Annotated in this window: 26 protein-coding genes and 1 tRNA gene; 22 read left to right on the top strand and 5 right to left on the bottom strand. The window is 37.3% G+C overall.

Annotation, left to right across the window (positions count from 1 at the left end; genetic code table 11):
• Window positions 1-51: 51 nt before the first annotated feature.
• The gene (locus tag NSQ14_RS15655; protein WP_034772492.1) at window positions 52-687 is read right to left on the bottom strand and encodes a Yip1 family protein; all 636 of its coding nucleotides are present in this window, start codon (window positions 685-687) and stop codon (window positions 52-54) included.
• Between the two features lie 472 nt (window positions 688-1,159).
• On the opposite strand from NSQ14_RS15655, the gene NSQ14_RS15650 reads away from it, so the two are divergent.
• From NSQ14_RS15650 to NSQ14_RS15590, 13 genes are all read left to right on the top strand, one after another.
• A complete protein-coding gene (locus NSQ14_RS15650; protein WP_041903082.1) occupies window positions 1,160-2,287 on the top strand; it encodes a DUF4097 family beta strand repeat-containing protein in 1,128 nt (375 codons plus the stop codon).
• Window positions 2,288-2,475: 188 nt separating this feature from the next.
• Window positions 2,476-3,408 carry an HPr(Ser) kinase/phosphatase gene (gene hprK / locus NSQ14_RS15645; RefSeq protein ID WP_034772482.1) on the top strand — a complete coding sequence of 311 codons (933 nt, stop codon included), beginning with the start codon at window positions 2,476-2,478 and terminating at the stop codon, window positions 3,406-3,408.
• A 356-nt stretch (window positions 3,409-3,764) separates the two neighbouring features.
• Window positions 3,765-4,574 (top strand): prolipoprotein diacylglyceryl transferase, encoded by an 810-nt coding sequence (lgt, locus tag NSQ14_RS15640; protein WP_041903083.1) that lies wholly within the window; start codon window positions 3,765-3,767, stop codon window positions 4,572-4,574.
• 38 nt (window positions 4,575-4,612) lie between these two features.
• Entirely contained in the window at window positions 4,613-5,569 is a 957-nt protein-coding gene (locus tag NSQ14_RS15635) for a nucleoside recognition domain-containing protein (RefSeq protein ID WP_326974097.1), read from the top strand.
• Window positions 5,553-6,200 (top strand): pyrophosphatase PpaX, encoded by a 648-nt coding sequence (gene ppaX / locus NSQ14_RS15630; RefSeq protein WP_227091824.1) that lies wholly within the window; start codon window positions 5,553-5,555, stop codon window positions 6,198-6,200. Before NSQ14_RS15635 ends, ppaX begins: the two co-directional genes overlap by 17 nt.
• A 3-nt stretch (window positions 6,201-6,203) precedes the next feature.
• Complete coding sequence (locus tag NSQ14_RS15625) at window positions 6,204-6,740, top strand: acyltransferase (protein WP_041903085.1); 537 nt, start codon at window positions 6,204-6,206, stop codon at window positions 6,738-6,740.
• Between the two features lie 156 nt (window positions 6,741-6,896).
• Window positions 6,897-7,928 carry a tetratricopeptide repeat protein gene (locus tag NSQ14_RS15620; RefSeq protein WP_052480388.1) on the top strand — a complete coding sequence of 344 codons (1,032 nt, stop codon included), beginning with the start codon at window positions 6,897-6,899 and terminating at the stop codon, window positions 7,926-7,928.
• Window positions 7,929-8,180: 252 nt separating this feature from the next.
• Window positions 8,181-9,122, top strand: coding sequence for a thioredoxin-disulfide reductase (gene trxB / locus NSQ14_RS15615; RefSeq protein WP_034772472.1), 942 nt, complete (start codon window positions 8,181-8,183; stop codon window positions 9,120-9,122).
• 440 nt (window positions 9,123-9,562) lie between these two features.
• Window positions 9,563-10,012 carry an NUDIX hydrolase gene (locus NSQ14_RS15610; protein WP_108898663.1) on the top strand — a complete coding sequence of 150 codons (450 nt, stop codon included), beginning with the start codon at window positions 9,563-9,565 and terminating at the stop codon, window positions 10,010-10,012.
• Window positions 10,013-10,113: 101 nt separating this feature from the next.
• Window positions 10,114-11,007, top strand: a complete 894-nt coding sequence (rapZ, locus tag NSQ14_RS15605) for an RNase adapter RapZ (RefSeq protein ID WP_375293566.1) — start codon at window positions 10,114-10,116, stop codon at window positions 11,005-11,007.
• Window positions 10,997-11,977, top strand: coding sequence for a gluconeogenesis factor YvcK family protein (locus tag NSQ14_RS15600; protein WP_034772466.1), 981 nt, complete (start codon window positions 10,997-10,999; stop codon window positions 11,975-11,977). The genes rapZ and NSQ14_RS15600 overlap by 11 nt, the downstream gene beginning before the upstream one ends.
• Window positions 11,978-12,006: 29 nt before the next feature.
• Window positions 12,007-12,954: a DNA-binding protein WhiA gene (gene whiA, locus NSQ14_RS15595; RefSeq protein WP_343191426.1), complete on the top strand. Its 948-nt coding sequence runs from the start codon at window positions 12,007-12,009 to the stop codon at window positions 12,952-12,954.
• Between the two features lie 144 nt (window positions 12,955-13,098).
• Window positions 13,099-13,359, top strand: coding sequence for an HPr family phosphocarrier protein (locus NSQ14_RS15590; protein ID WP_034772464.1), 261 nt, complete (start codon window positions 13,099-13,101; stop codon window positions 13,357-13,359).
• Between the two features lie 133 nt (window positions 13,360-13,492).
• Here NSQ14_RS15590 and clpP read toward each other — a convergent pair whose 3' ends face one another.
• The gene (gene clpP, locus NSQ14_RS15585; protein ID WP_034772463.1) at window positions 13,493-14,086 is read right to left on the bottom strand and encodes an ATP-dependent Clp endopeptidase proteolytic subunit ClpP; all 594 of its coding nucleotides are present in this window, start codon (window positions 14,084-14,086) and stop codon (window positions 13,493-13,495) included.
• Between the two features lie 227 nt (window positions 14,087-14,313).
• Here clpP and NSQ14_RS15580 point away from each other — a divergent pair, with 227 nt between their 5' ends.
• Complete coding sequence (locus NSQ14_RS15580; RefSeq protein ID WP_041844736.1) at window positions 14,314-14,601, top strand: type II toxin-antitoxin system HicB family antitoxin; 288 nt, start codon at window positions 14,314-14,316, stop codon at window positions 14,599-14,601.
• An 84-nt stretch (window positions 14,602-14,685) separates the two neighbouring features.
• Here the strand turns inward: NSQ14_RS15580 and NSQ14_RS15575 are convergent.
• Window positions 14,686-14,757: transfer RNA gene (locus tag NSQ14_RS15575), tRNA-Arg, on the bottom strand.
• 218 nt (window positions 14,758-14,975) lie between these two features.
• On the opposite strand from NSQ14_RS15575, the gene rpoN reads away from it, so the two are divergent.
• The 8 genes from rpoN (at window position 14,976) to eno (ending at window position 24,234) form a co-directional block, all read left to right on the top strand.
• The gene (gene rpoN, locus NSQ14_RS15570; RefSeq protein ID WP_041844737.1) at window positions 14,976-16,298 is read left to right on the top strand and encodes an RNA polymerase factor sigma-54; all 1,323 of its coding nucleotides are present in this window, start codon (window positions 14,976-14,978) and stop codon (window positions 16,296-16,298) included.
• Window positions 16,299-16,386: 88 nt separating this feature from the next.
• Window positions 16,387-16,647, top strand: coding sequence for a glutaredoxin family protein (locus NSQ14_RS15565; protein WP_326974067.1), 261 nt, complete (start codon window positions 16,387-16,389; stop codon window positions 16,645-16,647).
• Window positions 16,648-16,858: 211 nt separating this feature from the next.
• Window positions 16,859-17,881 carry a sugar-binding transcriptional regulator gene (locus NSQ14_RS15560; protein ID WP_341288533.1) on the top strand — a complete coding sequence of 341 codons (1,023 nt, stop codon included), beginning with the start codon at window positions 16,859-16,861 and terminating at the stop codon, window positions 17,879-17,881.
• Between the two features lie 51 nt (window positions 17,882-17,932).
• Window positions 17,933-18,940 (top strand): type I glyceraldehyde-3-phosphate dehydrogenase, encoded by a 1,008-nt coding sequence (gene gap, locus NSQ14_RS15555; protein WP_034772458.1) that lies wholly within the window; start codon window positions 17,933-17,935, stop codon window positions 18,938-18,940.
• Window positions 18,941-19,083: 143 nt separating this feature from the next.
• Window positions 19,084-20,268 (top strand): phosphoglycerate kinase, encoded by a 1,185-nt coding sequence (locus NSQ14_RS15550; RefSeq protein WP_041844740.1) that lies wholly within the window; start codon window positions 19,084-19,086, stop codon window positions 20,266-20,268.
• A gap of 343 nt (window positions 20,269-20,611) precedes the next feature.
• On the top strand, window positions 20,612-21,367 hold the full coding sequence (gene tpiA, locus NSQ14_RS15545; protein WP_034772456.1) for a triose-phosphate isomerase: 756 nt from the start codon (window positions 20,612-20,614) through the stop codon (window positions 21,365-21,367).
• Window positions 21,367-22,905: a 2,3-bisphosphoglycerate-independent phosphoglycerate mutase gene (gene gpmI, locus NSQ14_RS15540; RefSeq protein ID WP_041844742.1), complete on the top strand. Its 1,539-nt coding sequence runs from the start codon at window positions 21,367-21,369 to the stop codon at window positions 22,903-22,905. The genes tpiA and gpmI overlap by 1 nt, the downstream gene beginning before the upstream one ends.
• Before the next feature lie 33 nt (window positions 22,906-22,938).
• The gene (gene eno, locus NSQ14_RS15535) at window positions 22,939-24,234 is read left to right on the top strand and encodes a phosphopyruvate hydratase (RefSeq protein WP_346216569.1); all 1,296 of its coding nucleotides are present in this window, start codon (window positions 22,939-22,941) and stop codon (window positions 24,232-24,234) included.
• Window positions 24,235-24,318: 84 nt separating this feature from the next.
• On the opposite strand, the gene NSQ14_RS15530 is transcribed toward eno, so the two are convergent.
• Together NSQ14_RS15530 and NSQ14_RS15525 are read right to left on the bottom strand one after the other, a co-directional pair.
• Entirely contained in the window at window positions 24,319-24,711 is a 393-nt protein-coding gene (locus NSQ14_RS15530; RefSeq protein WP_346216568.1) for a MerR family transcriptional regulator, read from the bottom strand.
• Between the two features lie 12 nt (window positions 24,712-24,723).
• The gene (locus NSQ14_RS15525; RefSeq protein ID WP_346216567.1) at window positions 24,724-25,035 is read right to left on the bottom strand and encodes a hypothetical protein; all 312 of its coding nucleotides are present in this window, start codon (window positions 25,033-25,035) and stop codon (window positions 24,724-24,726) included.
• Between the last annotated feature and the right edge of the window lie 484 nt (window positions 25,036-25,519).

Here is a 25,519-nt window from a genome sequence, read left to right as displayed (position 1 = left end):
CCTTTCACTTACTTATAGAATAGAAACAATGACCGATTCAGATATTACTTCTTAGGCCCATCCGATCATGGAGAAAAAGATCGATAACATGTAAAAACCGATGGAAACACCCCATGCTAATTCTTTGGAAAAAGATGCCACCTTCTGTAATCCAATTGCCGATAATATGACACTCCAAATGGAAAAAACTTCAATATTATCAAATACTGCCTTTAGTGCACCATCAGCGGGGATCAATGTAGTAAGACTAGTGAACGTAGTAGTTGACGACCCGGTAATGACCATGCCAATTCCGTTTACAATCATGCCTAAAGCAGTTAGGATCAATAAATATACATTCATTGAAAACAGCTGGCGGAACGATACATTCGAACGTGCTAACCTTGCAATCAACAAATAAACAAGCGTACCAATAAACGCAGTTACAATAGGTACAATCACACCGGCAATAATAGAACCGATTACTAAAAATGGGGCTAACTCTTCCGGTAAACCTTCATTTCCTGACTCGGTATTGGTTGTAACAATGATCATTCCAATGCTAAACACAAGAATAATCATTAACAATGGTCCCCAGATTTTCGGTTTTTCTTTTATTCTGGCAAAATGTTCGCTTGGACTCCAAAGAATCCCCCATAGACTTGGACTCTTCTTTTCAATTTCATTTGCTTCTAATCTTTCTTCCACAACAATCCATCCCTTCTTTATGGTTTACTCTAATTTTTACGGATTTGAAGAAAAAAGGTTTCAAACCCGTATGATTTATTTTAAAGGTACTAATAACTTGATATTGCCATAATCGTGCAGCGATCTGATTGATACAGCTGTTTTATCAGCAATTTCTTCAATTCAAAAAAATTTTTTCCATTTCCAATCCTCCATTTAGATACGTATTAAAGCTCTATTCTTACTATAAAGCCTAACGTAACTGTAGGTTCAAGAGGAAATTTAATCGAAAAAAATTGTTTTTTTAATGGAACTGATTTAAACAAAAGAATTTTCCTCTCTCTAGCAAATTTTACAAACTGTCCCTTTGCTTTAAAAAACACTACATGATAAAAGAATTTTAAACAACATAAGCTATTTCCATGAAACTTTTCGGTTTGAATTACGTAAAAAGTATAAATAAATGAGAGATTTTGTAAAGGACGTGAAAAATATGAAGGAAGAACGGAAGAAAATTTTAGAAATGGTGAAGACAGGCCAAGTGAGTATTGAAGAAGCGGAAAAATTGTTGGAAGAACTCGAAAACATGGAGTCACTAAAAGAAGAAAAAAAAGCGAAAATGGCTGAAGAATTATCAAAAATTGAAGCATACAAATCCAGTCATGAACAAAATGAGAAGGAGACTTTTCATCAGTCAAGTTCTACAAAAACATCAACATTTGCCAAGGAAGCAAAAGATACATTGACCAATTTGTTTGAAAGAGCAATGAAGAAAATAAAGGAAATGGACTTGGATTTCCATCATTCGGTCAATGTTTCACACGTATTTCAACAAAATGAAAACAAGTTTAAAGATGTGTTTATTGAAATTCCAAATGGTTCTGTACAGCTGATTGTATGGGATCATTCCGACGTCCGTGTGGAATGTGAAGGGAAAGTGTATCGCGAGGAAGATCCTGTTCAAGGTAAAGAGAGATTTTTAGAAAATATTGAGTTTCGTGTCGATCAAGAGGCCCTTGCTTTTTTAGCTAAAGAGAAATTCATGAAGGTTGACACAAAAGTTTTCTTACCACAAAGCATTTATAACAAAGTAGCGATTAAACTGTTTAACGGCACGATTAGCGGGGAAGGCGTTAAAGGGAAAAAAATTAAATTTCAAACGTCCAATGGAGGCATCCGATTAGAAAGTTGTGAAGCAGAAAAGGCAGATCTTGAAACTGTGAATGGAACGATAAACTTGACCCAATGTAAAATAGATGATGCGGAAACGGAAACAATGAACGGTAAGGTGACGATTGACGGTTCCTATCAAAAAATCGATGCAGAAACAATAAGCGGTTCAATTTCTGTTCGGATTAGTAAACCGGCACCGCAATCGGTTAAGTTATCAAGTGGGGCAGGCAGTATCCATGTAAGAATCGCTAATGATTTACCGGTAAGCGGAGAGGTTAAATCCAATTTTGGCAATGTTCAGGTTGATTTATCCAATCTATATAAAATTGACGAGAAAAAGGAAATGATTCAAAAAGTCATCAAGTTTGATACAACAGCAGAATTACAAAATAAAATGTATTTATTTGCAGAATCGAAAACGGGTTCGGTTACTGTTCAACCGTATTAAAAGAATTGGCTAAAACAACTCTTCTCTCAACTTTTTATTATTTAATAAAGTTGAGAGGGAGTTTTTTAATTTTGTACTTATAACGTTTTTGTTTCGGGTTCTTTGGTTTCAGGAAAAAACATGGTAAAATGGAACATACAAAGAGTTAAGTAATAGACAAATTGAAGCCTAAGTGAGGGAGTTCATACATGTCAAAAGTGACCATCAAGGATATTTTAAATAAATTTAAATTAGAATTGATCAGTGGGGAAGAGGGCATCAATCGTCCAGTAACGACAAGTGATATTTCCCGTCCTGGACTTGAAATGGCCGGATTTTTTGATTATTATCCGGAAGATCGTTTGCAGTTATTAGGAAGAACTGAATTGACATTTTTTTCCATGCTAAATGAGGAAGATCGCATCGTCCGGATGCAGCGGCTTTGTACCGATGTCACCCCGGGGATTATTATTACACGTGGGCTGGAAATCCCAGAAGAATTAATTGAGGCTTCCGAGCAAGAAGCAGTACCGGTTATGCGTTCAAATTTGAAAACGACACAATTAGTCAGCCGATTAACAAATTATTTGGAAATTGCGCTTGCTCCGACAATTGCTATTCATGGTGTGTTGGTTGATGTATACGGCGTTGGTGTTCTTATTACCGGTCAAAGTGGAGTTGGTAAAAGTGAAACAGCTTTGGAACTTGTGAAACGGGGGCATCGGCTTGTTGCAGACGATTGTGTGGAAATACGCCAAGAAGATCAAGAATCGCTAGTAGGAAATTCACCCCCACTCATAGAACATCTTCTTGAAATTCGCGGACTCGGTATCATTGATGTCATGACTTTATTTGGTGCCGGAGCTGTTCGATCCTATAAGAGAATAACGATGTGCATCCATTTAGAAAACTGGGATCAAAATAAACGTTATGACCGGTTGGGACTCGATGAAGATAAAATGAAAATTTTTGATGTCGAAATTCCGAAATTAACCATCCCGGTTCGTCCCGGAAGAAACTTGGCTGTTATTATCGAAGTGGCGGCCATGAACTTTCGTTTGAAAAAAATGGGTGTCAATGCAGCAAAGCAATTCACTCAAAGGCTCCAAGAAACGATTAAAGATCATGAACATGAAGATTAACATACCTGTTATATTTTCTATGATCAAATTATTATAGTCAAATGTTTATAAAAGCATCCATTTCTTGAGGGGAGGTTTAGCTGGAATCATTAAAAACTTGTATGATTTGGAACAACAAAAAGCAGTTGCTTTTTTTCCGATAGCAGTAATTATGAAATTTGGATCATTGGAAAAGGATTAATGGAATTATTCTTTTTTCAGAAAGAATGATTTTGAAAGACCAGTATGCAGTGCTCTTTATTTTAATCAGAAATAATTTTAAAACTGATTGTTGTTTGTTACAATTAGTGAAATGACAGGGAAGTTCTCTCTCGTCAAACTGTTTCTTTTTGAAACGTATAGAAGGAGTTGTTGAGATGCTTTATCATGTTCAGCCATTAAATCCGGTGGCCTTGGAACTTGGCCCTTTATCAATTCGATGGTACGGGATAATTATTGCTTTAGGTATTGTAATTGCTTATATATTAGCAACCCGTGAAGGAAAGAGACGAGGTCTTCCGGATGAAATATTCGCTGATCTTTTACTTTGGGCCATTCCGATTTCCATTATTTGTGCCAGAATTTATTATGTTCTTTTCGAATGGGACTATTATTCGGTTAATCCGGGGAAAATAATTGCCATTTGGGAAGGCGGAATTGCCATCCATGGTGCCCTAATTGGGGCGATCGTTACCGCTGTCGTTTTTTGCCGGAAACGAAATATCTCCTTTTGGAAATTAGCTGATATTGCCGCACCAAGTATTATCATTGCTCAAGCGATTGGCCGGTGGGGGAATTTTATGAACCAAGAAGCCCATGGGGGACCGGTTACTCGCGAATTTTTGGAAGGCTTGCACTTGCCTGATTTTATCATTAATCAAATGTATATAAACGGTTCCTATTATCATCCAACCTTTTTATATGAATCGCTCTGGAGTTTGCTTGGTTTTATACTTTTACTTCTATTAAGAAGAGTTAATTTGAAACAGGGAGAAATCTTTTTAGCTTACGGAATTTGGTATTCAATCGGTCGCTATTTCATTGAAGGGCTTCGAACCGACAGTTTATATTTTTTCGATACAGATATACGAGTGGCTCAGCTCGTTTCTGCTGCTGTTATCATTATTTCACTTGCCTTAATTATTTTTAGAAGGACGAAACATAATATTCCGCGTTATTTAGATTAAAATCATTTTCATGGTCAATCCGATAAAGGGGGAGTAGTATCTTGTTAAATTCGGTAAAACAAGGGATTATGAATGGGTTACACACCACTTGGACATTGGGAAAAGTTATTTTTCCTGTAACCTTAATCGTCTCTTTGTTACAATATACTCCTGTACTTCCGTGGTTATTTGACAAGTTGGCACCATGTATGTCCGTTTTCGGTTTGTCGGGTGAGGCGGCCATCCCTCTTGTACTGGGTAATCTATTAAACTTATATGCGGCAATCGGCGGGATTTTAACACTTGAACTCACTGTTAAAGAGGTATTTATTATTGCAGTTATGCTTAGTTTTTCCCATAATTTACTAATTGAAACAGGTGTGGCATTAAAATCAGGTGTTAAACTCTGGGTCGTTTTATCTGTTCGGATCGGTTTAGCATTGGTTGCAGCCTTTATTATCAATTTGGTTTGGCCGGGCGGGAGTGAAATGGTCCAATATGGTTTAATAACAGCAAATGAAACAGCACCGGTTGGTATGGCGGCTATTTTTCTTGCTGGCTTACAAAAAGCCGTATTAGGTACTCTTCAATTGGCGATGATTGTAATTCCATTAATGATCGGCATTCAAATTCTTAAAGATTTAAAATGGTTGAATGTATTTACCGGATGGATGGCTCCCGTTACCCGTGGATTAGGGATGAATGAAAATACGGCATTGGTTTTGACGGCCGGCTTAATTTTCGGTTTAGCCTACGGGGCAGGTGTATTATTGCAAGCGGTGAAAGAGGATGGTGTCAGCAAAAAAGATGCGACATTGGCATTTATTTTTCTCGTTGCGTGCCATGCTGTCGTTGAAGATACATTGATTTTTGTTCCATTAGGTATCCCGGTTTTTCCTTTATTTATAATTCGTTTATGTACGGCAATTGCTTTAACACTTATTGTCAGCAGGATCTGGAATCGGATGGAACTAGCAGCAAAAAGAAAGGGAATCACTTATGAAACAAAATATTGATACGATTTTATTTGATTTAGACGGGACATTAGTTAACACATATGAACTTATTTTACAATCATTTCTTTATACTTTTCATCAATTTGGATTCGATGAATTGAAGAGGGAAGACTGTTATAAATTTATTGGACCAACTTTACTTGAATCGTTCTCATCAGTTGCACCGGATAAAGCGGAAGAAATGATCCATTACTATCGAACATTTAATAAAAAACATCACGATAAACTTGTTCGTGAGTTTCCGGGGGTTCTCGAGACAATCGATACGCTTTCCAAACAAGGATATAAGCTCGGTGTTGTTTCTACGAAAGTACGAGAGATGGTTTTTAAAGCGTTGGATAAAACCAACTTAACTCCATATTTTCCTGTAGTGATCACATTGGACGAAGTTGAGAAGGCAAAACCGGATCCGGAACCGCTAAATAAAGCGATGCACTTGTTAGGGGCAAAACCGGAAAACACGTTGATGGTCGGCGATTCTTACCATGACATATTGGGGGCGAAAAATTCCGGCACTGGATCCGTTGGAGTTGCTTGGACAATTCAAGGGACAGACTACTTAAAGAAGTATAATCCGGATTTTTTAATTAATGATATGCGCGAGTTATTGGCAATTGTTGGAGTGAAATAATTTATGCGGAAAACGACCCGTTACCCGATTCAAGGAGCCAATTCATTATGGCAAATATATAAAACCGTGTCTTTTTGGAAGGTATTTAAAAACGTCATCGTTATTTTGATTGCTCGTTATACACCGTTCATGTCCTGGAAAGTTTGGATGTACCGTAAGTTTTTAAAAATGAAGGTGGGCGATCATACGGCTTTTGCGTTTATGGTCATGCCGGATATAATGTTTCCGGAAAAAATTAATGTTGGTAAAAATACGATTATTGGATATCATACGACGATTTTGGCACATGAATATTTGATTGATGAATATCGGGTAGGAGAGGTTCGAATTGGGGATGAGGTCATGATCGGTGCAAATTCAACGATACTGCCGGGGGTAGAAATTGGTGACCGGGCAACGGTTTCTGCAGGGACACTTGTGAACCGTAATGTTCCTTCGGGTTCGTTTGTCGGCGGAAACCCAATGCGGGTTATTTATACAAAAGAAGAGATGGAAAAAAGAAGAAACCATGACCGCTTGACCGATCCTCTAAATAAATAAGTTTTTAAAATTAAAGTGATGTTGAATGCGGGACGAAGAATCTTCCGGTAGTGGCTTTTTCCGAGCACGAAGAAAATGATACTTTTCGGCTGTGTGCTTCTCTACTGCTTTATTACATCATTATATAAATACATCATGATTTTTGGAGGATGTTTTGTGAGTAAAAATGTAAGCAATAATCATATTGATGGTAATATTTTAATGTTCAATCCTTCAGGGGAATTTTTCTTTTCAAAGGGAATTGCAGCATTTGAAAGGAATGATTTGGTAAAGGCAAAAAAGTATTTGGCTCGTGCTTGGAAATTTGAACCAACTGAGCCAATTATTGCTTGTCAACTTGCCATTGTTTTAACTGAAATGGGTGAATATGATTCTTCTAATAAAATTTTACTGAAAGTGCTCAGTGAAATCGATCCATACATGGTTGAATGTCACTACTTTTTAGCAAATAATTATGCCTATATTGGTAATTATATGGAAGCAAAGAAACATGTCAAACAATATTTGAAATCAGCTCCAAATGGGGAATATACAAGTGATGCACAGGAATTATTGGAAATCATATCTCTTGAAGCAGATGAAATAAAAACGACTTGTTTGACAGAAAATCATATGGAGTACGAAGATGAACTGATTGAAAAACAGGAACATTCGCGAAAATTAATGGAAGACGGTGATTTTGATGGAGCAGTTCCATTACTAGAACAAATGATTCGTGAGTACCCAAATTTTTGGCCTGCGTTTAACAATCTGGCATTGGCCTATTTTTATCAAGGAAAATCCAAAGAGTCTGTTGAGATACTCCAACGAGTGTTGGAAGAAAACCCGGGAAACTTACATGCATTATGTAATCTGTCGGTGCTTGATTTTTATAAAGGAAAGAATGTAAAGCCGTTATTAGATATATTAAAAAAAGTTTATCCCATTTCTGTTGATCATCGTTATAAATTAGGTGTTACTTTGTTAATTTTAGAACAATATGAACTTGGCTATCATTGGCTCAAGAAAATTTTACATGATGGCAATGAAGTTGAGGGTATCTTTTTTTATTGGTTTGCCTATGCCGCCTATAAGATGGGGAAAATGAACTTAGCAGAAAAAGCATGGAAGAAGCTCTTGTTAGAACATCCGGAAAAGGACGGGCAGGAACCTTGGAAACATGAAGAAATACCAATGTTTACGAAATGATTGAGCATAATAGTGGTAAAATGTTTGAAATTTATGTAGTATCAAGAACTACAGGGTCACTTGAATCTGTTGCAAATTTGTAGTAATTGGTGTCAATCTATTGAGCTTTAGGGACATAACGCATAACGAACAGAAAATCTGTTCAAACTGTCCATAAAAAAGATTCTCATCGATAAAACGAATTCGAAAACCGATTAAACCGTCCATAACAATACCTGATACCATATCACTGGAATACGAGGAGTGTGTAGAATGTCAGAGGATAAAATTTATGATGTAATAATAATTGGGGCAGGTCCTGCAGGTATGACTGCAGCTGTCTATACATCCCGTGCCAATTTGTCGACCTTAATGATTGAACGGGGTGTACCGGGTGGACAAATGATGAATACAGAAGAAGTAGAGAATTATCCCGGTTATGATTCAATTTTAGGTCCGGACCTTTCTAATAAAATGTTCGAACATGCGAAAAAATTTGGTGCCGAATACGCATATGGCGATATTAAAGAAATTATTGACGGGAAAGAATTTAAAATAGTGAAAGCCGGCTCAAAAGAGTTTAAGGCAAGAGCCATCATCATTGCGACCGGTGCCGAATATAAAAAACTCGGTGTCCCGGGAGAAAATGAACTGGGCGGACGCGGTGTTTCGTACTGTGCAGTCTGTGACGGTGCTTTTTTCAAAAATAAACAATTGGTGGTCGTCGGTGGTGGTGACTCTGCTGTTGAAGAGGGCGTATACTTAACGAGATTTGCTGAAAAGGTAACGATTGTACACCGGCGTGATCAGTTGCGGGCACAAAAGATTTTACAAGATCGCGCATTTGCTAATGAAAAAGTAGACTTTATTTGGAATCATACAGTTAAGGCGATTAACGAAAAGGATGGCAAAGTCGGCAGTGTTACCTTAGTTTCTACTGTTGATGGCACTGAAAAAGGATTCCCTTGTGACGGCGTATTTATTTATATTGGGATGATCCCTTTGACAAAGCCTTTTGAAAATCTAGGAATTACGAATGAAGCCGGTTATATTGAAACAAATGAGTTAATGGAAACAAAAGTTCCCGGGATTTTTGCGGCCGGTGATGTACGTGAAAAACAACTTCGCCAAATCGTAACGGCAACGGGTGATGGAAGTATTGCCGCTCAAAGTGCTCAACATTATATTGAGGAACTTTTAGAACAAATAAAGTAATATCAAAGTTGAAGAGGGTTCATTGTTTCATTAACAATTTAAAGAAAAAAAGTAATCGTCGTTTAACGCTGCTGTAACACGTATGAAACAAAGAAAGAGTATTATAAAGGTATGAAGAAATTGACCCCCTTTTAAATATATTTTTTTGGTACAGGAGATATCCTGTACTTTTTTTGTACGTTTACAATAAATAGGGTAAATCGACACCCCACTGATTGTGAGACTATACCGCTTATTTCTACAGGTTATGATTATTCATTCACTTCATTGTTTGCATGTGATAAGGTATAGTATAATAATATTAGTTAAGTAATAATATAATGATTTACCTTTACCTTTATAATCATGATGGTGAAATTCACGGTGTTAAAAGCCGGTCAACCAATAGCAATTACTATATTATGTTGACTTGATTATATGGTCTGGAGTGAGTGAGAGAAATGCAAAGAGTTGCAAATTGTATATATATGAAAAACGGGGAAATCTTGTTGTTGCAAAAACCTCGTCGCGGCTGGTGGGCCATACCGGGTGGAAAAGTAGAGCCAAAAGAAACCGTAAAAGCAGCAGCCATCCGTGAATATGGGGAGGAGACGGGAATCCAAATTCGCGATCCCATCATAAAAGGTATATACACTTTTTTAATAGAAGATGATGATAAGTTTACCGAATGGATGATGTTTACTTTTTTTACGAATCAAGGTGACGGCATACAAAAAAATGTAACAAGGGAAGGAAAGCTGCAATGGCATCCGGTCGATAAACTAGGTGAATTACCAATGGCTGAAGGAGATCGATTGATTATTCAACAAGCCTTATTTGGGGAAAATGTTCAGTTTGGTACATTCCATTACACAAAAGATTTCCAGCTAATATCACAAAAGTTGGATTGATAAATCTAATATTTACCAAATTTATAAAAGGGACTCTGGTGCCCGTTCATCGTTCAATCGATACGTTGTAAATAAATTTAAAAGGAATGGTGGTAAGAACAGTGGAAAATTCCAATGAGTTGCAAATAGTTATTATAACCGGAATGAGTGGTGCCGGCAAAACGGTTGCTATTCAAAGTTTTGAGGATCTTGGTTTTTTTTGTGTCGATAATTTACCACCAAGTCTTTTGCCAAAATTTTTAGAGTTAATGAGAGAATCCAAGAATAAAATGAATAAGGTTGCTTTGGTTATGGACTTACGCGGTCGTGAATTTTTTGAACAATTAATTCACGTTTTGGATGAATTGCAACATTACTCATGGCTAACCCCACATATATTATTTTTAGATGCCGATGACGCCACTTTGGTAAGAAGGTATAAAGAAACGCGCCGTTTTCACCCGTTGGCCAAATCGGGATTGCCGCTAGACGGGATTCGTAATGAGCGACAATTATTGGAAGAGTTAAAGGCAAGAGCACAAACAATTATAAACACATCCGAGTTAAAGCCGAAAGAATTACGTGAAAAGATTACAGAAAAATTTACCAACAGCAGGCAAAATTTATTTACGGTAAATGTAATCTCTTTTGGTTTTAAACATGGGATTCCGATCGACGCCGATTTAGTTTTCGATGTCCGATTTTTACCAAATCCATTTTATATTGAACAATTACGTCCGAAAACAGGGCTCGATCAGGATGTATATGAATATGTAATGAAATGGACGGATACAAGTAAATTTTTAGAAAAAATATTGGATTTACTATCTTTCATGTTACCGTTGTATAAACGAGAAGGAAAAAGTCAACTGGTAATTGCGATCGGTTGTACCGGTGGCCAGCATCGATCGGTTGCCATTGCCAAGTATTTGGGTGAAAAATTGGGAAAAGATTATCAAGTACAAGTGTCCCATAGAGAAATTGCAAATGAGAGGATTCAGAAACATGAATATTAGTCAACCAAGAATTGTGATCATCGGTGGAGGCACCGGTCTTCCGGTATTATTGCGTGGTATGAAAAGATTTCCGGTGGACATTACGGCCATTGTTACAGTTGCTGATGATGGCGGCAGCTCCGGACGCTTACGTGAGGATTTCCGAATACCGCCTCCGGGAGATATTAGAAATGTTCTCGCAGCACTTTCAGAAGTTGAGCCGTTAATCGAGGAGTTATTTCAACATCGTTTTGAGACGAATAGTGATTTGTCCGGTCATTCATTAGGTAACTTAATGTTGGCAGCGATGACGAACATTACCGGAAATTTTGCACATGCGGTTCATGAATTAAGCAGGGTACTCAATGTGAAGGGCAGAGTATTGCCATCGGCAAACCAAAGTGTTGTCCTTCATGCCGAAATGGAGGACGGGGTGATTATTCATGGAGAATCAAAAATACCGCTATACGGCAAAAGAATTAAGCGGGTATTTTTAACCCCTGACCATATTCATCCGTTACCTGAAACATTATATGCTATTCGAGAAGCGGATCTTATTGTAATCGGACCCGGTTCGCTTTATACAAGCATCTTGCCTAACCTAATTGTCCCTGAAATTGGGAATGAGCTCGCCAAGGCAAAGGCGAAAAAGGTGTATATATGTAATTTAATGACACAAAAAGGTGAAACAGGCGGTTTTTCTGCAAGTGATCATGTGAAAGCAATTTATGATCATACTGAACCATACTCCATCCAAAAAATCATCGTTAATAACGGCTACATTCCAGATTCGGTAAAATTGCGATATAAAGGTGAATACGCAGATCCGGTAAAGATTGATTATGATAATTTAGAGAAACTTGGAATCGAAATTATTGCCGATTCGATTGCAACCTTAACCGACGGCTTTTTGCGACATGATACAAAAACTTTATCGCAATTAATATTTAATATCTTAGAAAATGAAACAAAAAACCGCTTTCAATCGTAGTATTAGATGTATGAATGGAGGTTAGGGGATTGTCTTTTGCCTCAGATGTAAAAAAAGAATTAACCAATTTACCGATCGACGACACCTGCAGCAAATCGGAACTATCTGCATTAATTCGTATGAACGGTGCCGTTTCTTTTACGAATCAACGACTTGTTGTCGATATCCAAACAGAAAATGCAGCCATTGCGCGCCGGATCTACTCGCTTTTAAAAAAACACTACCAGGTGGATGTGGAATTATTTGTCAGGAAAAAAATGAGGTTGAAAAAAAACAACGTCTATATTGTTCGGTTAATTGACCAGGTCAAGGAAATTTTAAAAGACCTTTCTATTATTGATGAAGGATTTGAATTTCATCATCAAATAGCCCCCGAACTGATTCAAAAGAAAAGTTGCAAAAGGGCTTATTTAAGAGGTGCTTTTTTAGCAGGTGGTTCAATTAATAATCCCGAAACCTCTTCATATCATTTAGAGATTTTTACATTATATAAGGATCATAGTGTGGCGTTGTGTGAGCTTCTCAACTCTTTCTCATTAAACAGCAAAACTTTGGAGCGGAAAAAGGGTTGGATTACTTACTTGAAGGAAGCTGAAAAAATTTCCGATTTTCTGGGCATTATTGGTGCACACAATGCGTTGTTAAGATTTGAGGATGTCCGCATAGTCCGGGATATGAGAAACTCAGTGAATCGCTTGGTAAACTGTGAAACCGCAAATTTGAACAAAACGATTGGAGCGGCTATCAGACAAGTAGAAAATATTAAATTTATTGATCAAACGATTGGACTGGATTCGCTACCGGAAAAGCTGAGGGAAATCGCAAAATTAAGAATTGAATACCAAGATGTGACGTTGAAAGAATTGGGTGAAATGGTATCAGGAGGAATTAGTAAGTCGGGGATTAATCACCGTTTAAGAAAAATTGACGAAATTGCAGAAAAGCTACGAGCGGGTCAAACCGTTCACTTTAAATAATTTTCTAAAAGATCGGGCGCTCAAGTTTTTCTTTATACGAATAATCGGTGGGGGGATATTGTTTCCCCCTTAGATTGAAGTTCCCCTTTATCCGGAAAATTAAAAGATTCATAGATATATACATTTATCAAGGAGGAAAGGATTATGTTAGAAAAAAATGTGAAAGTAAAATTAAAATCCGGCCTGCAAGCTCGACCGGCAGCATTATTTGTCCAGGAGGCGAATCGGTTTTCATCTGATATTTCAATTGAAAGTGAAAGTCGAACAGTCAATGCCAAAAGTATTATGGGGATTATGAGTTTAGCGATAGGTTCCGGGAAAACAATTAAAATAATTGCCGATGGTAGTGATGAGGCAGAAGCGTTGGAAGTATTAACGAAATTTGTTGAAGATGAAAATAATTAATTTGTTTTTTTGATAAAGCAAAAAAAAGCTGTCAAATACCTGCCTGTTTTTTTAAAATGAATGAAGCGGTTACGGTTATGACAGCTTTTTTCGTCATCCAGAAAAAAACCGGGCGCATTACCCGGTTTTTTGACTATTTTCCAATTGTATTTCGACTGATGATGTGGTCAATCAATCCATATTCTTTTGCTCTTTCTGCAGACATAAAGTTATCGCGGTCTGTATCCCTTTCAATGACTTCCAAGGGTTGACCGGTATTTTCAGCCAAGATTTTATTTAATTTATCACGAGTATATAAAATATGTCTTGCTGCAATTTCAATTTCTGTTGCTTGACCTTGAGCACCGCCCAGTGGTTGGTGAATCATGACTTCTGCGTTTGGTAGAGCATAACGTTTCCCTTTTGCACCTGAAGAAAGCAGGAATGCACCCATAGATGCGGCCATTCCGATACAAATGGTTTGGACATCTGCTTTAACAAAATTCATCGTATCATAAATAGCCATACCTGCTGTTACACTTCCACCGGGACTGTTAATATAAAGGGAAATATCTTTCTCTGGGTTTTCGGCATCCAAGAATAATAATTGGGCAACAATCGAGTTGGCCGAGACATCATCAATTTGGCCGCCGAGAATAATAATCCGGTCTTTCAAAAGCCGGGAATAAATATCATATGCACGTTCCCCACGACTTGTTTGTTCAATAACTGTAGGAATTAAATTCATTTTTTATCCTCCTTTAATTGAAATTCCCTTTTACTAATTGCCAAAGGTTTTCAATCTAATATATGTACATTCTACAACAAAGGTCAATAAAGGTCAAACATAAGGCTACGAAGAAAAAGAATTGATTTCTCCTTCAAATATTACCAAGTATATGTTATTTTAAACCTAAAAGAACATATTAAAACAAGCAGGACTTGAATAAAATTCTCTTAAAAGGAGGAAGAAATATGGGAAAAAACCGATATATTTATCCTGCAATTTTTGATTATGCGGAAGATGGAATTTCAGTAGAGTTTCCGGACTTACTTGGTTGCTTAACTTTTGGTGGCACGAATGAAGAAGCGTTAGCTATGGCAAAAGAAGCAATGGCGCATCATTTATACGGTATGGAGGAAGATAGTGTATCGATCCCCGCACCTTCAAAAGCAACAGATATAAAAACAGAATCGAATCAAGTTGTTGATCTTGTTGAGGTATGGATGCCGCCATTCCGCAATGCTACTTATAATTCGTAGTACTTTTAAAAAGTTTTCTCACTTATATTATGTATAAAAAAATACCACTACGTCTTATAAACGTAATGGTATTCAGTGTTTGAACGCCCTCGGCAGGAATCGAACCCACATTTCAAGAACCGGAATCTTGCGTGCTATCCGTTACACCACGAGGGCAAACTGTATTACTGACGAACAAAAACTATTATAATTCAAATGCAATAATTAATCAAGAGGGAAAATGTTACTGGCCGTTTCGTTTTTCGCCTGTATGCATGCACGCCGCAATTGGGCTACCTTAGTAAAGTTGGAAATAAATAATTTTCTTAAATTGGTCGATTTTTGTTTTCAATTTTGAAGAAAACCCTTACAATGAGAATAAGGGAGAGATGTATATGAATATCGAATATGGAATGTTCCAACAACAAGCATTAAAATTAAATATGTCACAGGAACTTGTCCAGGCGATTTCGTTACTCCAATATACTTCCATGGAATTAGCCGGTTTTGTTGAACAAATAGCGACAGAAAATCCGCTGCTGGAAGTCGAAATGAATTATTATTCCACTTTTAGTCAAAAATCCTTGAAAAAAAGAAAAAAACAATCAGCAAGCGCAGGCAATTTTGAAGCTTTTATCCCCGACCATTTGCCCAGCCTGTCAAATTATTTACAAGATCAATTATTGACAAAAAATCTTTCTTCAGCAGAAAAAAACTATGTCACATTTTTAATCAACAATTTAAATGACAATGGTTATTTAGAAATTGATATAGATGAAGCCAGCCGGATTTTAAATTTACCGAGGGAAATAGGTGAAAAAGCCCTTAATATAATCCAAAGTCTTGAACCGGCGGGTATCGGGGCAAGGAATTTACAAGAATGTATTATATTGCAGCTAAGGCGGAATGAAAACGCAGACCCACGGCTTATAGAAATCGTGGAACATTATTTCGACGATTTTGCTTATAAAAAGTGGAAAAAAATTGAAAAAGAATTAAACATCTCATTAAATGAAATTCAACGACTTTTTGATCTGATTCAAACATTGGAACCTCGACCGGGCGCACTAATATCTAATGAGCGAACCGAATATGTGATACCGGATATAATCATTGAAAAAAAGGAAGATATTTGGCATATTCATGTAGCAGAAGATTCCTATTTTCATATAAACATAAATGAAGGTTACTATCATGAATTGATGCAACAACCTGAACCAATGGTAAAATCTTATGTGAAAGAAAAATATCAACAGATCCAATGGTTGAAACAAAGTATCGAACAAAGAAAAACAACAATGATCAACATGATGCGTGCAATTATAGAGATGCAAGAACCATACCTATTGGGGAGTAAGAAAGAATTAAAACCGATGACCATGAATAATGTTGCAGAAAAAATCGGCGTTCATGAATCAACCATATCTCGAATTGCAAAAAACAAATATGCCCGTACACCAATTGGAACGATTCCTCTGCGAAAACTGTTTACAACCGGAGCAAAAACAGCAACCGGTAATGATGCCATATCAACCGAACAGGTAAAAAATGAAATTCGCGATATGATTGACCAAGAAAATAAAAAATCACCTTATTCGGACCAAGAAATTGTCAAGCTGCTCGAAAAAAAGGGGATACGTGTTTCGAGAAGAACAGTTACCAAATACCGCGAGCAATTGAAGATTCCTTCTTCAATCAAAAGAAAAAGATATAATTAAGGATGGGTCGGTAACCGGAATCTGTATGGTCCAAACCGAAACGATAACAAGTAATCTGTGACAGGTCTTATTGGAAAGGAGAACAAATTTGAGACAAGAAATTATTTTTTATAAAAGGAAAGAATGCCATTTATGCGATAATGCGCTTGAAATTTTGAGACGATTACAGAATGAGTATGATTTCACCCTCAAATTGGTTGATATTGAAGAAAACGATGATTTGGAAGAAAAGTACGGTTTATATATTCCTGTTGTAGAAATTGACGGAGAGGTCATTCAATTTGGGCAAATTGATGAACATGTAATTAGAATACGCTTACAAAAAAATAAAAATGTTAAAGATAGTTGATTTTCCATATATTCTCTGCTAACATAATAAGTGTAACGGAGATGATTTTTTTTTGATATCTGTGGGACGAAAAATAACCTTATGGGTCGGTTACTGACCAATAAAATATTGAATTTCCCCAGTATTATTTTTGCTTTGAGTGGGACATTATTAACGATAGCAGGGTTTCAATAAGTCCACCTATTCCTGTTATTTGTGAGGAGAACATAGAATGAAGTCGATTATTAATGTACAAAAAAGACTAATACCGGATTTAGTTGAAATCATGCAGAAAAGATATCGAATTCTCCGTTACATAGAAATTATGCAGCCGGTTGGCAGACGCAGTTTATCCCAAAGTTTACAAATAACTGAACGGGTATTACGCAGTGAAACAGATTTTCTTAAAGATCAAGATTTAATTGCAATTTCAACGTCCGGTATGAGATTAACAGAAGAGGGAAAAATAATTTTGGACCAACTTGAATCAATTATGAAGGAACTTTCAAGTGCGCCGGAATTAGAAAAACAGTTGGCAGCTGCACTAAATCTTCAATCATGTAATGTCGTTTCCGGTAACGCCGATGAATCGGACTGGGTTAAGTCAGAATTGGGGCGTGCATGTGTAAGCAGACTTAAGGAAGTCATTAATGAAGGTCAAGTTATTAGTGTGACCGGCGGATCTACAATGAATGCTGTTGCTGAGGCATTTACTGAAAAATTAAATAAAGAGAACTTGCTGTTTGTCCCTGCTCGAGGTGGAATCGGGGCAGATATAAAAGATCAGGCAAATACAATTTGTCAAAAGATGGCAAATAAAGCCGGCGGAAACTATATGGTCCTCTATTCCCCTGATCAAGTCACGAAAGAGTTTTATGAAACCTTCATCCAAGAGTCATCCATTCGAGAAGTACTAATGAAGATCAAATCAGCAGATATTGTTATTCACGGGATTGGTGATGCAATGACAATGGCAAGAAGACGGATGACATCGGAAGAAGATATGCAAAAGCTTGTTCAGGAAAAAGCTGTTGCCGAAGCATTTGGATATTACTTTGATGAAAATGGACGCATTGTCCATAAAGTTCAAACAGTCGGCTTGCAGCTGGAAGATTTAAAAAACATCCCTCATATATTTGCTGTTGCCGGTGGAGCTTCCAAGGCAAAGGCAATCAAGGCGTACATGAAAATCGCCCCGAAAAATACGGTTTTAATTACCGATGAAGCCGTAACAAATGAGATATTAAAAGGGTAATCCCTTTTAAATATAAAAAAATTCTTTACAGTTCAAAAGGAGGAAATGAACATGGCAGTAAAAGTTGGTATAAACGGTTTTGGACGTATTGGACGGTTAGTTTTCCGTGCAGCATTAAATAACCCTGATATTGAAGTAGTAGCTGTAAATGACTTAACAGATGCAAAAATGTTGGCTCATTTACTCAAATATGACTCTGTACATGGAACATTAGAAGAAGAAGTATCTGTTGATGGTGATTCTTTCGTAGTTGCCGGTCATAAAGTAAAAGTTATAGCTGAACGTGACCCGGCGCAAATTCCTTGGAAAGACCTTGGCGTAGAAATCGTTGTTGAATCTACCGGACGCTTCACAAAACGTGCAGACGCTGCAAAACATTTAGAAGGCGGCGCTAAAAAAGTTGTTATTTCTGCACCTGGTAAAGAAGAAGATATTACGATTGTTATGGGTGTTAATGAAGAAAAATATGATCCGGCAAATCATCATGTTATTTCCAACGCTTCTTGTACAACAAACTGCTTAGCTCCATTTGCAAAAGTTTTACAAGAAAAATTCGGAATCAAACGCGGTATGATGACAACGATTCACTCTTACACAAACGACCAACAAATTCTTGACTTACCTCATAAAGATTTTCGTCGTGCACGTGCAGCAGCTGAATCTATGATTCCAACAACAACCGGTGCTGCAAAAGCTGTTGCGTTAGTTCTTCCTGAATTAAAAGGTAAACTAAATGGTATGGCTGTTCGTGTACCAACTCCTAACGTATCATTAGTTGACCTTGTTGCTGAACTTGGTAAAGATGTAACTGTTGAAGAAGTGAACGCAGCATTCAAAGCAGCTGCTGAAGGCGAATTAAAAGGAATTCTTGCTTACAACGAATTACCGTTAGTTTCTAGAGACTATAATCATACAAATGTTTCTTCTACAGTTGACGGTTTATCAACAATGGTTATGGAAGGTAACTTAGTTAAAGTACTTGCTTGGTATGACAACGAATATGGTTACTCTAACCGTGTAGTTGATCTTGTAGACTATGTTGCAAAAAAAGGACTTTAATAAATAAGTGCCCAAGATCATAAGTGATAAAACATTTAAAAGACTAATTTGAACCTTAGTCAGGGGAATGGGGATACACGATTCCCCTCCCCTTTTTTATTGTTATAATAATCATGTTCAGAAAACCCGGGGAGGTCCGAACAATGGCTAAAAAATCAGTTAAAGATGTAGATGTTAAAGGGAAACGAGTTTTTGTACGGGTAGACTTTAACGTTCCAATGAAAGATGGACAAGTAACAGATGACACGAGGATTCGTGCTGCGTTACCAACCATTCAATACTTAATAGAACAAGGTGCAAAAGTAATTTTGGCCAGCCACTTAGGTCGTCCAAAAGGTCAAGTTGTTGAAGAAATGCGCTTAACAGCAGCCGGAAATCGCCTTTCAGAACTGCTCGGCAAACCGGTTCGGAAAGCGGACGAAGCATACGGAGAATCAGTTAAAGCAGAAATTGCCAAAATGGAAAATGGCGACGTACTCTTACTTGAAAATGTACGCTTCTATCCGGGAGAAACGAAAAATGATCCGGAATTAGCTAAGGCTTTTGCTGAACTTGCCGATTTATTTGTTAACGATGCGTTTGGTTCCGCACACCGGGCCCATGCTTCGACGGAAGGGATCGCTCATTACTTACCAGCTGTTTCCGGATTTTTAATGGAAAAAGAATTAAATGTTCTCGGTGGTGCCCTTGAAAATCCTAAACGTCCTTTCACAGCTATCATTGGCGGGGCAAAGGTAAAAGATAAAATTGGGGTTATTGAAAACTTGCTTGAAAAAGTTGATAATCTCATTATTGGCGGCGGACTTGCTTATACATTTGTGAAAGCACAAGGGTATGAAATCGGTCAATCTCTTCTTGAAGAAGATAAAATTGAGTTAGCTAAACAATTTATGGAAAAAGCGAAAGCAAAAGGCGTCAACTTCTATATGCCGATTGATGCGGTTGTCGCAAAAGAATTTGCCGAAAATGCCGAATCAAAAGTGGTTGATATTAAAGAAATTCCGGCAGATTGGCAAGCACTTGATATCGGGCCGAAAACTGAAGAACTTTATCGTGATGTTGTTCAAAAATCTGCGACGGTTATTTGGAACGGACCGATGGGTGTATTCGAATTTGATAAATTTGCCCATGGTACAAAAGCAGTTGCTGAAAGTTTAGCAGAAGCTACCGACGCAATTACGATTATTGGTGGTGGTGACTCTGCAGCTGCTGTTGAAAAATTCCATTTAGCAGAAAAAATGACTCATATTTCAACCGGCGGCGGTGCATCCCTTGAATTTATGGAAGGTAAAGTATTGCCGGGCGTTGCAGCATTAAATGATAAATAAGAAGCATTGTTCAATTATTGACTACCAAATTCGTACAGCATGAAATATTGGCTGCTAAATTAGAGAGCAGTTGCAAGTAAAAAAATCATTTGTATTGATACGATCATGTTACGAATATCTTTACATTTGTTCAATCACGTGCAATGAAGTAAAAAAACATTCGTATTGATACGGACTTGGTTGGAATGTACATGCATATTCCAGCATTAAATGATAAATTATTCGTATTAACAGTGTGCCGGCTCTGCAAGATTTCCTCGCCTTTTCATTGATAAGGATACAAGTTTTGTGGAAATATACAATTGCAGGGCCAATCGTAAAGAAAGTAAAGGGAAGGTGTATTATGCGTAAACCGATTATAGCAGGGAACTGGAAAATGAATAAAACCTTGCAAGAAGCAGTCAATTTTGCATCTGAAGTAAAGCAAAAAATCCCGAGTTTTGAATCGGTTGAATCCGTCATCTGTGCCCCGGCGCTTTTTCTGGATCGACTTGTTCAAGAAATAAAAGGAACGGACCTTCGCGTTGGTGCACAAAATATGCATTTTGAAGATGAAGGAGCATTTACCGGAGAAATCAGTCCGGTAGCCTTAAAAGATTTAGGTGTACAATATGTGATCATTGGCCATTCTGAACGGCGGGAAATGTTCAATGAAACCGATGAGTCAGTCAATAAAAAGGTTCATGCAGCTTTTAGACACGGATTAACTCCAATCATGTGTGTAGGAGAAACATTGGAAGAACGAGAAGCTGGCCAATGGCAACAAGTCGTTCATACGCAAACACGAAAAGGACTTGTCGGATTAACCAAAGAACAAGTGGCAAAAGTAGTTATTGCCTATGAACCGATTTGGGCAATCGGTACCGGGAAAACCGCCAGTGCGGAAGATGCAAATGAAGTATGTGCTTATATCCGGGAAACGGTGGCAGAACAATATGATCAAGGTACAGCGGAAAAGATACGGATCCAGTATGGTGGCAGTGTAAAGCCTGGCAATATCCAAGAATTAATGAACCAATCAGATATTGATGGGGCATTAGTTGGCGGTGCCAGCCTAGATCCAAATTCATTTTTACAACTATTGGAGGCAGGAAAATAATGAGTAAATCTCCAACAGCGTTAATCATCCTGGATGGATTTGGTTTACGCGAAGAAACGAAGGGAAATGCGGTAGCACATGCAAATAAACCGAATTTTGACCGTTACTGGAATGAGTTTCCGCATTCAACGCTAAGGGCAGACGGTGAATTTGTCGGCCTTCCTGAAGGTCAAATGGGAAACTCCGAAGTCGGTCATATGAACATCGGTGCCGGCCGCATTGTTTATCAAAGTTTATCAAGAGTTAATATTTCTATTCGTGAAGGCGAATTTGCCAAAAATCAAACATTCCTTAATGCAATGAATCATGTGAAAGAAAAAGGAACGAACTTGCACATATTCGGACTTTTATCAGATGGTGGTGTACATTCCCATATTAATCATATGTTTGCATTGCTAAAACTTGCCGCTGATCAAGGCGTGAAAAATGTTTATGTACACGCCTTTTTAGATGGACGGGATGTCGGCCCACAAACGGCAAAAACTTATATCCATGAAACACTTGAAAAAATGAAAGAATATGGTGTAGGTCAGTTCGCTACGATTTCTGGCCGATACTATGCTATGGATCGTGACAAACGTTGGGATCGTGAAGAAAAATGTTACCGTGCCATGGTTTACGGGGAAGGTCCGACATACCAAGATCCCATTCAATTAATAGATGACAGTTATGCAAATGGAATTTATGATGAATTCGTCATTCCATCTGTTATGGTAAACGAAAATAGTGAACCGGTAGCAACGATTAAAGCCGAAGATGCAGTCATCTTCTATAACTTCCGTCCTGACCGGGCCATTCAAATTTCGAATGTGTTCACAAATGAAGAATTCGACGGGTTTGATCGTGGTCCAAGATGGCCGAAAAATTTACATTTCGTATGTTTAACTCATTTTAGCGAAACCGTAAAAGGTTATGTGGCTTACGAACCGGTGAACTTGGATAATACATTAGGTGAGGTTTTGGCTAAGCATAATCTAAAGCAATTACGTATAGCTGAAACTGAAAAATATCCACATGTTACGTACTTCTTTAACGGTGGTAAAGAAGAAGTGAATCCCGGTGAGGATCGAATTTTAATTAACTCACCAAAAGTGGCAACCTATGATTTAAAACCGGAAATGAGTGCTTATGAAGTAACCGATGCTTTAATTGAGCAAATTAAAGCTGACAAATATGATGTGATCATTTTAAACTATGCGAATCCTGATATGGTTGGTCACTCCGGGAAATTGGAACCGACTGTAAAGGCAATTGAAGCCGTTGATAAATGCTTGGGCAAAGTAGTTGACTTGATACTTGAAAAAGGCGGCAAAGCCATTATTACCGCTGACCATGGTAACTCTGAAGAAGTAATTACTTTAGAAGGGAGACCAATGACTGCCCATACAACCAATCCGGTTCCCGTTATTGTAACAGACAAAAATGTTACCTTGCGTGCCGGTGGTAAATTAGGTGATTTAGCACCGACTATACTTGATATGATGGGAATTCAAAAACCGAAAGAAATGACCGGAGAATCCATCATTGCAAAATTATGACCAATAAATGGAAATAAAGGAGAGGTTTTAGATATGCCAACAATTACTGAAATTTATGCTCGTGAAGTACTTGACTCCCGCGGCAACCCAACTGTAGAAGTAGAAGTATTAACAGAATCCGGCGCATTTGGCCGCGCTTTAGTACCAAGTGGTGCATCCACCGGTGAATATGAAGCTGTAGAATTACGTGACGGTGACAAAAGCCGTTATTTAGGAAAAGGTGTTTTAAAAGCTGTAGAAAATGTAAATGACATTATTGCACCGGAAATTATCGGCTTCAACGTTATGGATCAAGTAGCAATCGATAAAGCAATGATCGAACTTGATGGTACACCAAACAAAGGTAAATTAGGTGCGAACGCTATTCTTGGTGTTTCTCTTGCTGTTGCTCGTGCAGCTGCAGACTTCCTCGGAATTGAATTGTATCAATACCTTGGAGGGTTCAATGCAAAACAACTTCCGGTACCAATGATGAACATTCTAAACGGTGGGAAACATGCTGACAGTACGGTTGATATTCAGGAATTCATGGTCATGCCTGTAGGTGCGCCAAACTTCCGTGAAGCATTACGCATGGGTGCAGAAGTATTCCATAGCCTCCGTTCTGTTTTAAAAGCAAAAGGTTATAATACCGCTGTTGGCGATGAAGGCGGCTTTGCTCCAAGTTTAAAAACAAACGAAGAAGCACTTTCTACAATTGTAGAAGCAATCGAAAAAGCTGGTTACAAACCTGGTGAAGAAGTAATGCTTGCAATGGACGTTGCTTCCTCGGAATTATTTAACAAAGAAGATGGGAAATACCACTTCCCTGGTGAAGGTGTTGTTCGTACATCTGAAGAAATGGTTGCATTCTATGAAGATCTTTGCAGCAAATACCCAATCGTATCTATTGAAGACGGTCTCGATGAAAACGACTGGGAAGGATTTAAACTTTTAACGGAACGTCTTGGTAAAAAAGTTCAATTAGTCGGTGATGACCTGTTCGTTACGAATACAGAAAAACTTGCTCGTGGTATTGAACAAGGAATTGCAAACTCTATCCTAATCAAAGTAAACCAAATCGGTACATTAACGGAAACTTTTGATGCAATTGAAATGGCGAAACGTGCCGGTTACACAGCTGTTGTATCCCATCGCTCCGGTGAAACTGAAGATACAACAATTGCTGATATCGCTGTTGCTACAAACGCCGGTCAAATTAAAACAGGTGCTCCATCTCGTACCGATCGTGTTGCAAAATACAACCAACTGCTTCGTATTGAAGACCAATTGGCTAAAACAGCACAATACCTTGGTAAAAAAACTTTCTATAACTTAAGATCATTATAATATTAACTTCCAGCAAGGCTACTCACTTATATAGTGGGTAGCCTTCTTTTTTTGGAATAATTGCCAAACGTTAGTATGCGGAAATTATTCCAAATGATTTGTTTTATCAAGTAACCAATCAATTTTCATCATTGCTCGAATAAGCACTTCCTTAATATCTTTTATTTGTTTTTCCCTTTCTATCATGTCACTGTATTTATGATTGAACATTTCCCTTAGTTGAATAATGTTGTTAATATCTACGGAGCTTAACGCTTCCTTTACGATCTCTTTGGATAAATCGAACAACGCCTTAATTTCTTGTAAACGAAATCCATTCATTTTTAACTTAATGATGGTCTGAATAACTTCCTTATCCTCGTTCGTATAGTTTCTCTGTTTATTGACAATAGTTGGTTTTAACAATCCAATCTTTTCATAGTAACGAAGGGTATCCTGACTTACATTAACCTTTTCAGCAAATTCACCAATCTTCATGAGGACATCACCTTATTCAAGAATTAAAATCAGTGTAATAATAATACTATGAAATACCAGCCTTATGAAATGATGACGATAATGAATTTTTCGATTTACAACAGCACCCTGAACGAGTGCAGTTACATGCATTCCAATAAAGACCAATACAAGTATAGCAATCATGAGAGTAATATTAGAAATCAAAAGACTAGAAAGCATTATAACTGAAAGAATAACAAAAACAAATGGAAGTACATGCATTTTCTTTATTTTTATTTGAGAAATACCGGCTAAAATGGTTAATAATCCATAAGCAATAATCAATATATAAACCAAAACCATTAATTAGATCACCTCATCTATGAGAATTAACCTAACTATAAATGATGGAGTTCACTCTAGGTCAAGTAAATTCTTCATTTATTAATACGACTTATCCACAACGTGTAAAGTTTTTCAAATAAACTTATCCACATTTGAAGTCAAAATGAACAAAATTTGTGTATTTATTAATAAATGTGGATAATATATTTTTTGGTTATCACCCAAAAAGCCCATTTTTCAAAAACATTCACGCTCAAATGACAATATATTGTGTCTTGATAAAAATTGTTAGTACTATATTTGGCGCAAATCTTTCCTTAAAACCTTTTTGGGTGCTAATCATTTTTTATATTGTGGATAACTTAAAAAATCTTCACAACATACTTTGCTATAATGGCTTCCAGGTCAAGAAAAATTATTTTTTAGTTAAATACATGCATTTTATTCTAATATAGTTTTACGAAAAAAAATTATAAATTAGGCAAAAAATCAGTTTACAAAT

It is taken from the genome of Caldifermentibacillus hisashii (genome assembly GCF_039654145.1).
Taxonomy (GTDB): domain Bacteria; phylum Bacillota; class Bacilli; order Bacillales; family Caldibacillaceae; genus Caldifermentibacillus; species Caldifermentibacillus hisashii.
This window is presented reverse-complemented; position numbering and strand designations above follow the sequence as displayed.

Excerpts from the sequence above, each read along its gene's own strand:
- NSQ14_RS15650 (WP_041903082.1), top strand. The coding sequence starts at position 1,160 with ATGAAGGAAGAACGGAAGAAAATTTTAGAAATGGTGAAGACAGGCCAA.
- hprK (WP_034772482.1), top strand. The coding sequence starts at position 2,476 with ATGTCAAAAGTGACCATCAAGGATATTTTAAATAAATTTAAATTAGAA.
- lgt (WP_041903083.1), top strand. The coding sequence starts at position 3,765 with ATGCTTTATCATGTTCAGCCATTAAATCCGGTGGCCTTGGAACTTGGC.
- ppaX (WP_227091824.1), top strand. The coding sequence starts at position 5,553 with ATGAAACAAAATATTGATACGATTTTATTTGATTTAGACGGGACATTA.
- NSQ14_RS15625 (WP_041903085.1), top strand. The coding sequence starts at position 6,204 with ATGCGGAAAACGACCCGTTACCCGATTCAAGGAGCCAATTCATTATGG.
- trxB (WP_034772472.1), top strand. The coding sequence starts at position 8,181 with ATGTCAGAGGATAAAATTTATGATGTAATAATAATTGGGGCAGGTCCT.
- NSQ14_RS15610 (WP_108898663.1), top strand. The coding sequence starts at position 9,563 with ATGCAAAGAGTTGCAAATTGTATATATATGAAAAACGGGGAAATCTTG.
- NSQ14_RS15600 (WP_034772466.1), top strand. The coding sequence starts at position 10,997 with ATGAATATTAGTCAACCAAGAATTGTGATCATCGGTGGAGGCACCGGT.
- NSQ14_RS15590 (WP_034772464.1), top strand. The coding sequence starts at position 13,099 with ATGTTAGAAAAAAATGTGAAAGTAAAATTAAAATCCGGCCTGCAAGCT.
- clpP (WP_034772463.1), bottom strand. The coding sequence starts at position 14,086 with ATGAATTTAATTCCTACAGTTATTGAACAAACAAGTCGTGGGGAACGT.
- NSQ14_RS15580 (WP_041844736.1), top strand. The coding sequence starts at position 14,314 with ATGGGAAAAAACCGATATATTTATCCTGCAATTTTTGATTATGCGGAA.
- rpoN (WP_041844737.1), top strand. The coding sequence starts at position 14,976 with ATGAATATCGAATATGGAATGTTCCAACAACAAGCATTAAAATTAAAT.
- NSQ14_RS15560 (WP_341288533.1), top strand. The coding sequence starts at position 16,859 with ATGAAGTCGATTATTAATGTACAAAAAAGACTAATACCGGATTTAGTT.
- gap (WP_034772458.1), top strand. The coding sequence starts at position 17,933 with ATGGCAGTAAAAGTTGGTATAAACGGTTTTGGACGTATTGGACGGTTA.
- NSQ14_RS15550 (WP_041844740.1), top strand. The coding sequence starts at position 19,084 with ATGGCTAAAAAATCAGTTAAAGATGTAGATGTTAAAGGGAAACGAGTT.
- tpiA (WP_034772456.1), top strand. The coding sequence starts at position 20,612 with ATGCGTAAACCGATTATAGCAGGGAACTGGAAAATGAATAAAACCTTG.
- gpmI (WP_041844742.1), top strand. The coding sequence starts at position 21,367 with ATGAGTAAATCTCCAACAGCGTTAATCATCCTGGATGGATTTGGTTTA.
- eno (WP_346216569.1), top strand. The coding sequence starts at position 22,939 with ATGCCAACAATTACTGAAATTTATGCTCGTGAAGTACTTGACTCCCGC.
- NSQ14_RS15530 (WP_346216568.1), bottom strand. The coding sequence starts at position 24,711 with ATGAAGATTGGTGAATTTGCTGAAAAGGTTAATGTAAGTCAGGATACC.
- NSQ14_RS15525 (WP_346216567.1), bottom strand. The coding sequence starts at position 25,035 with ATGGTTTTGGTTTATATATTGATTATTGCTTATGGATTATTAACCATT.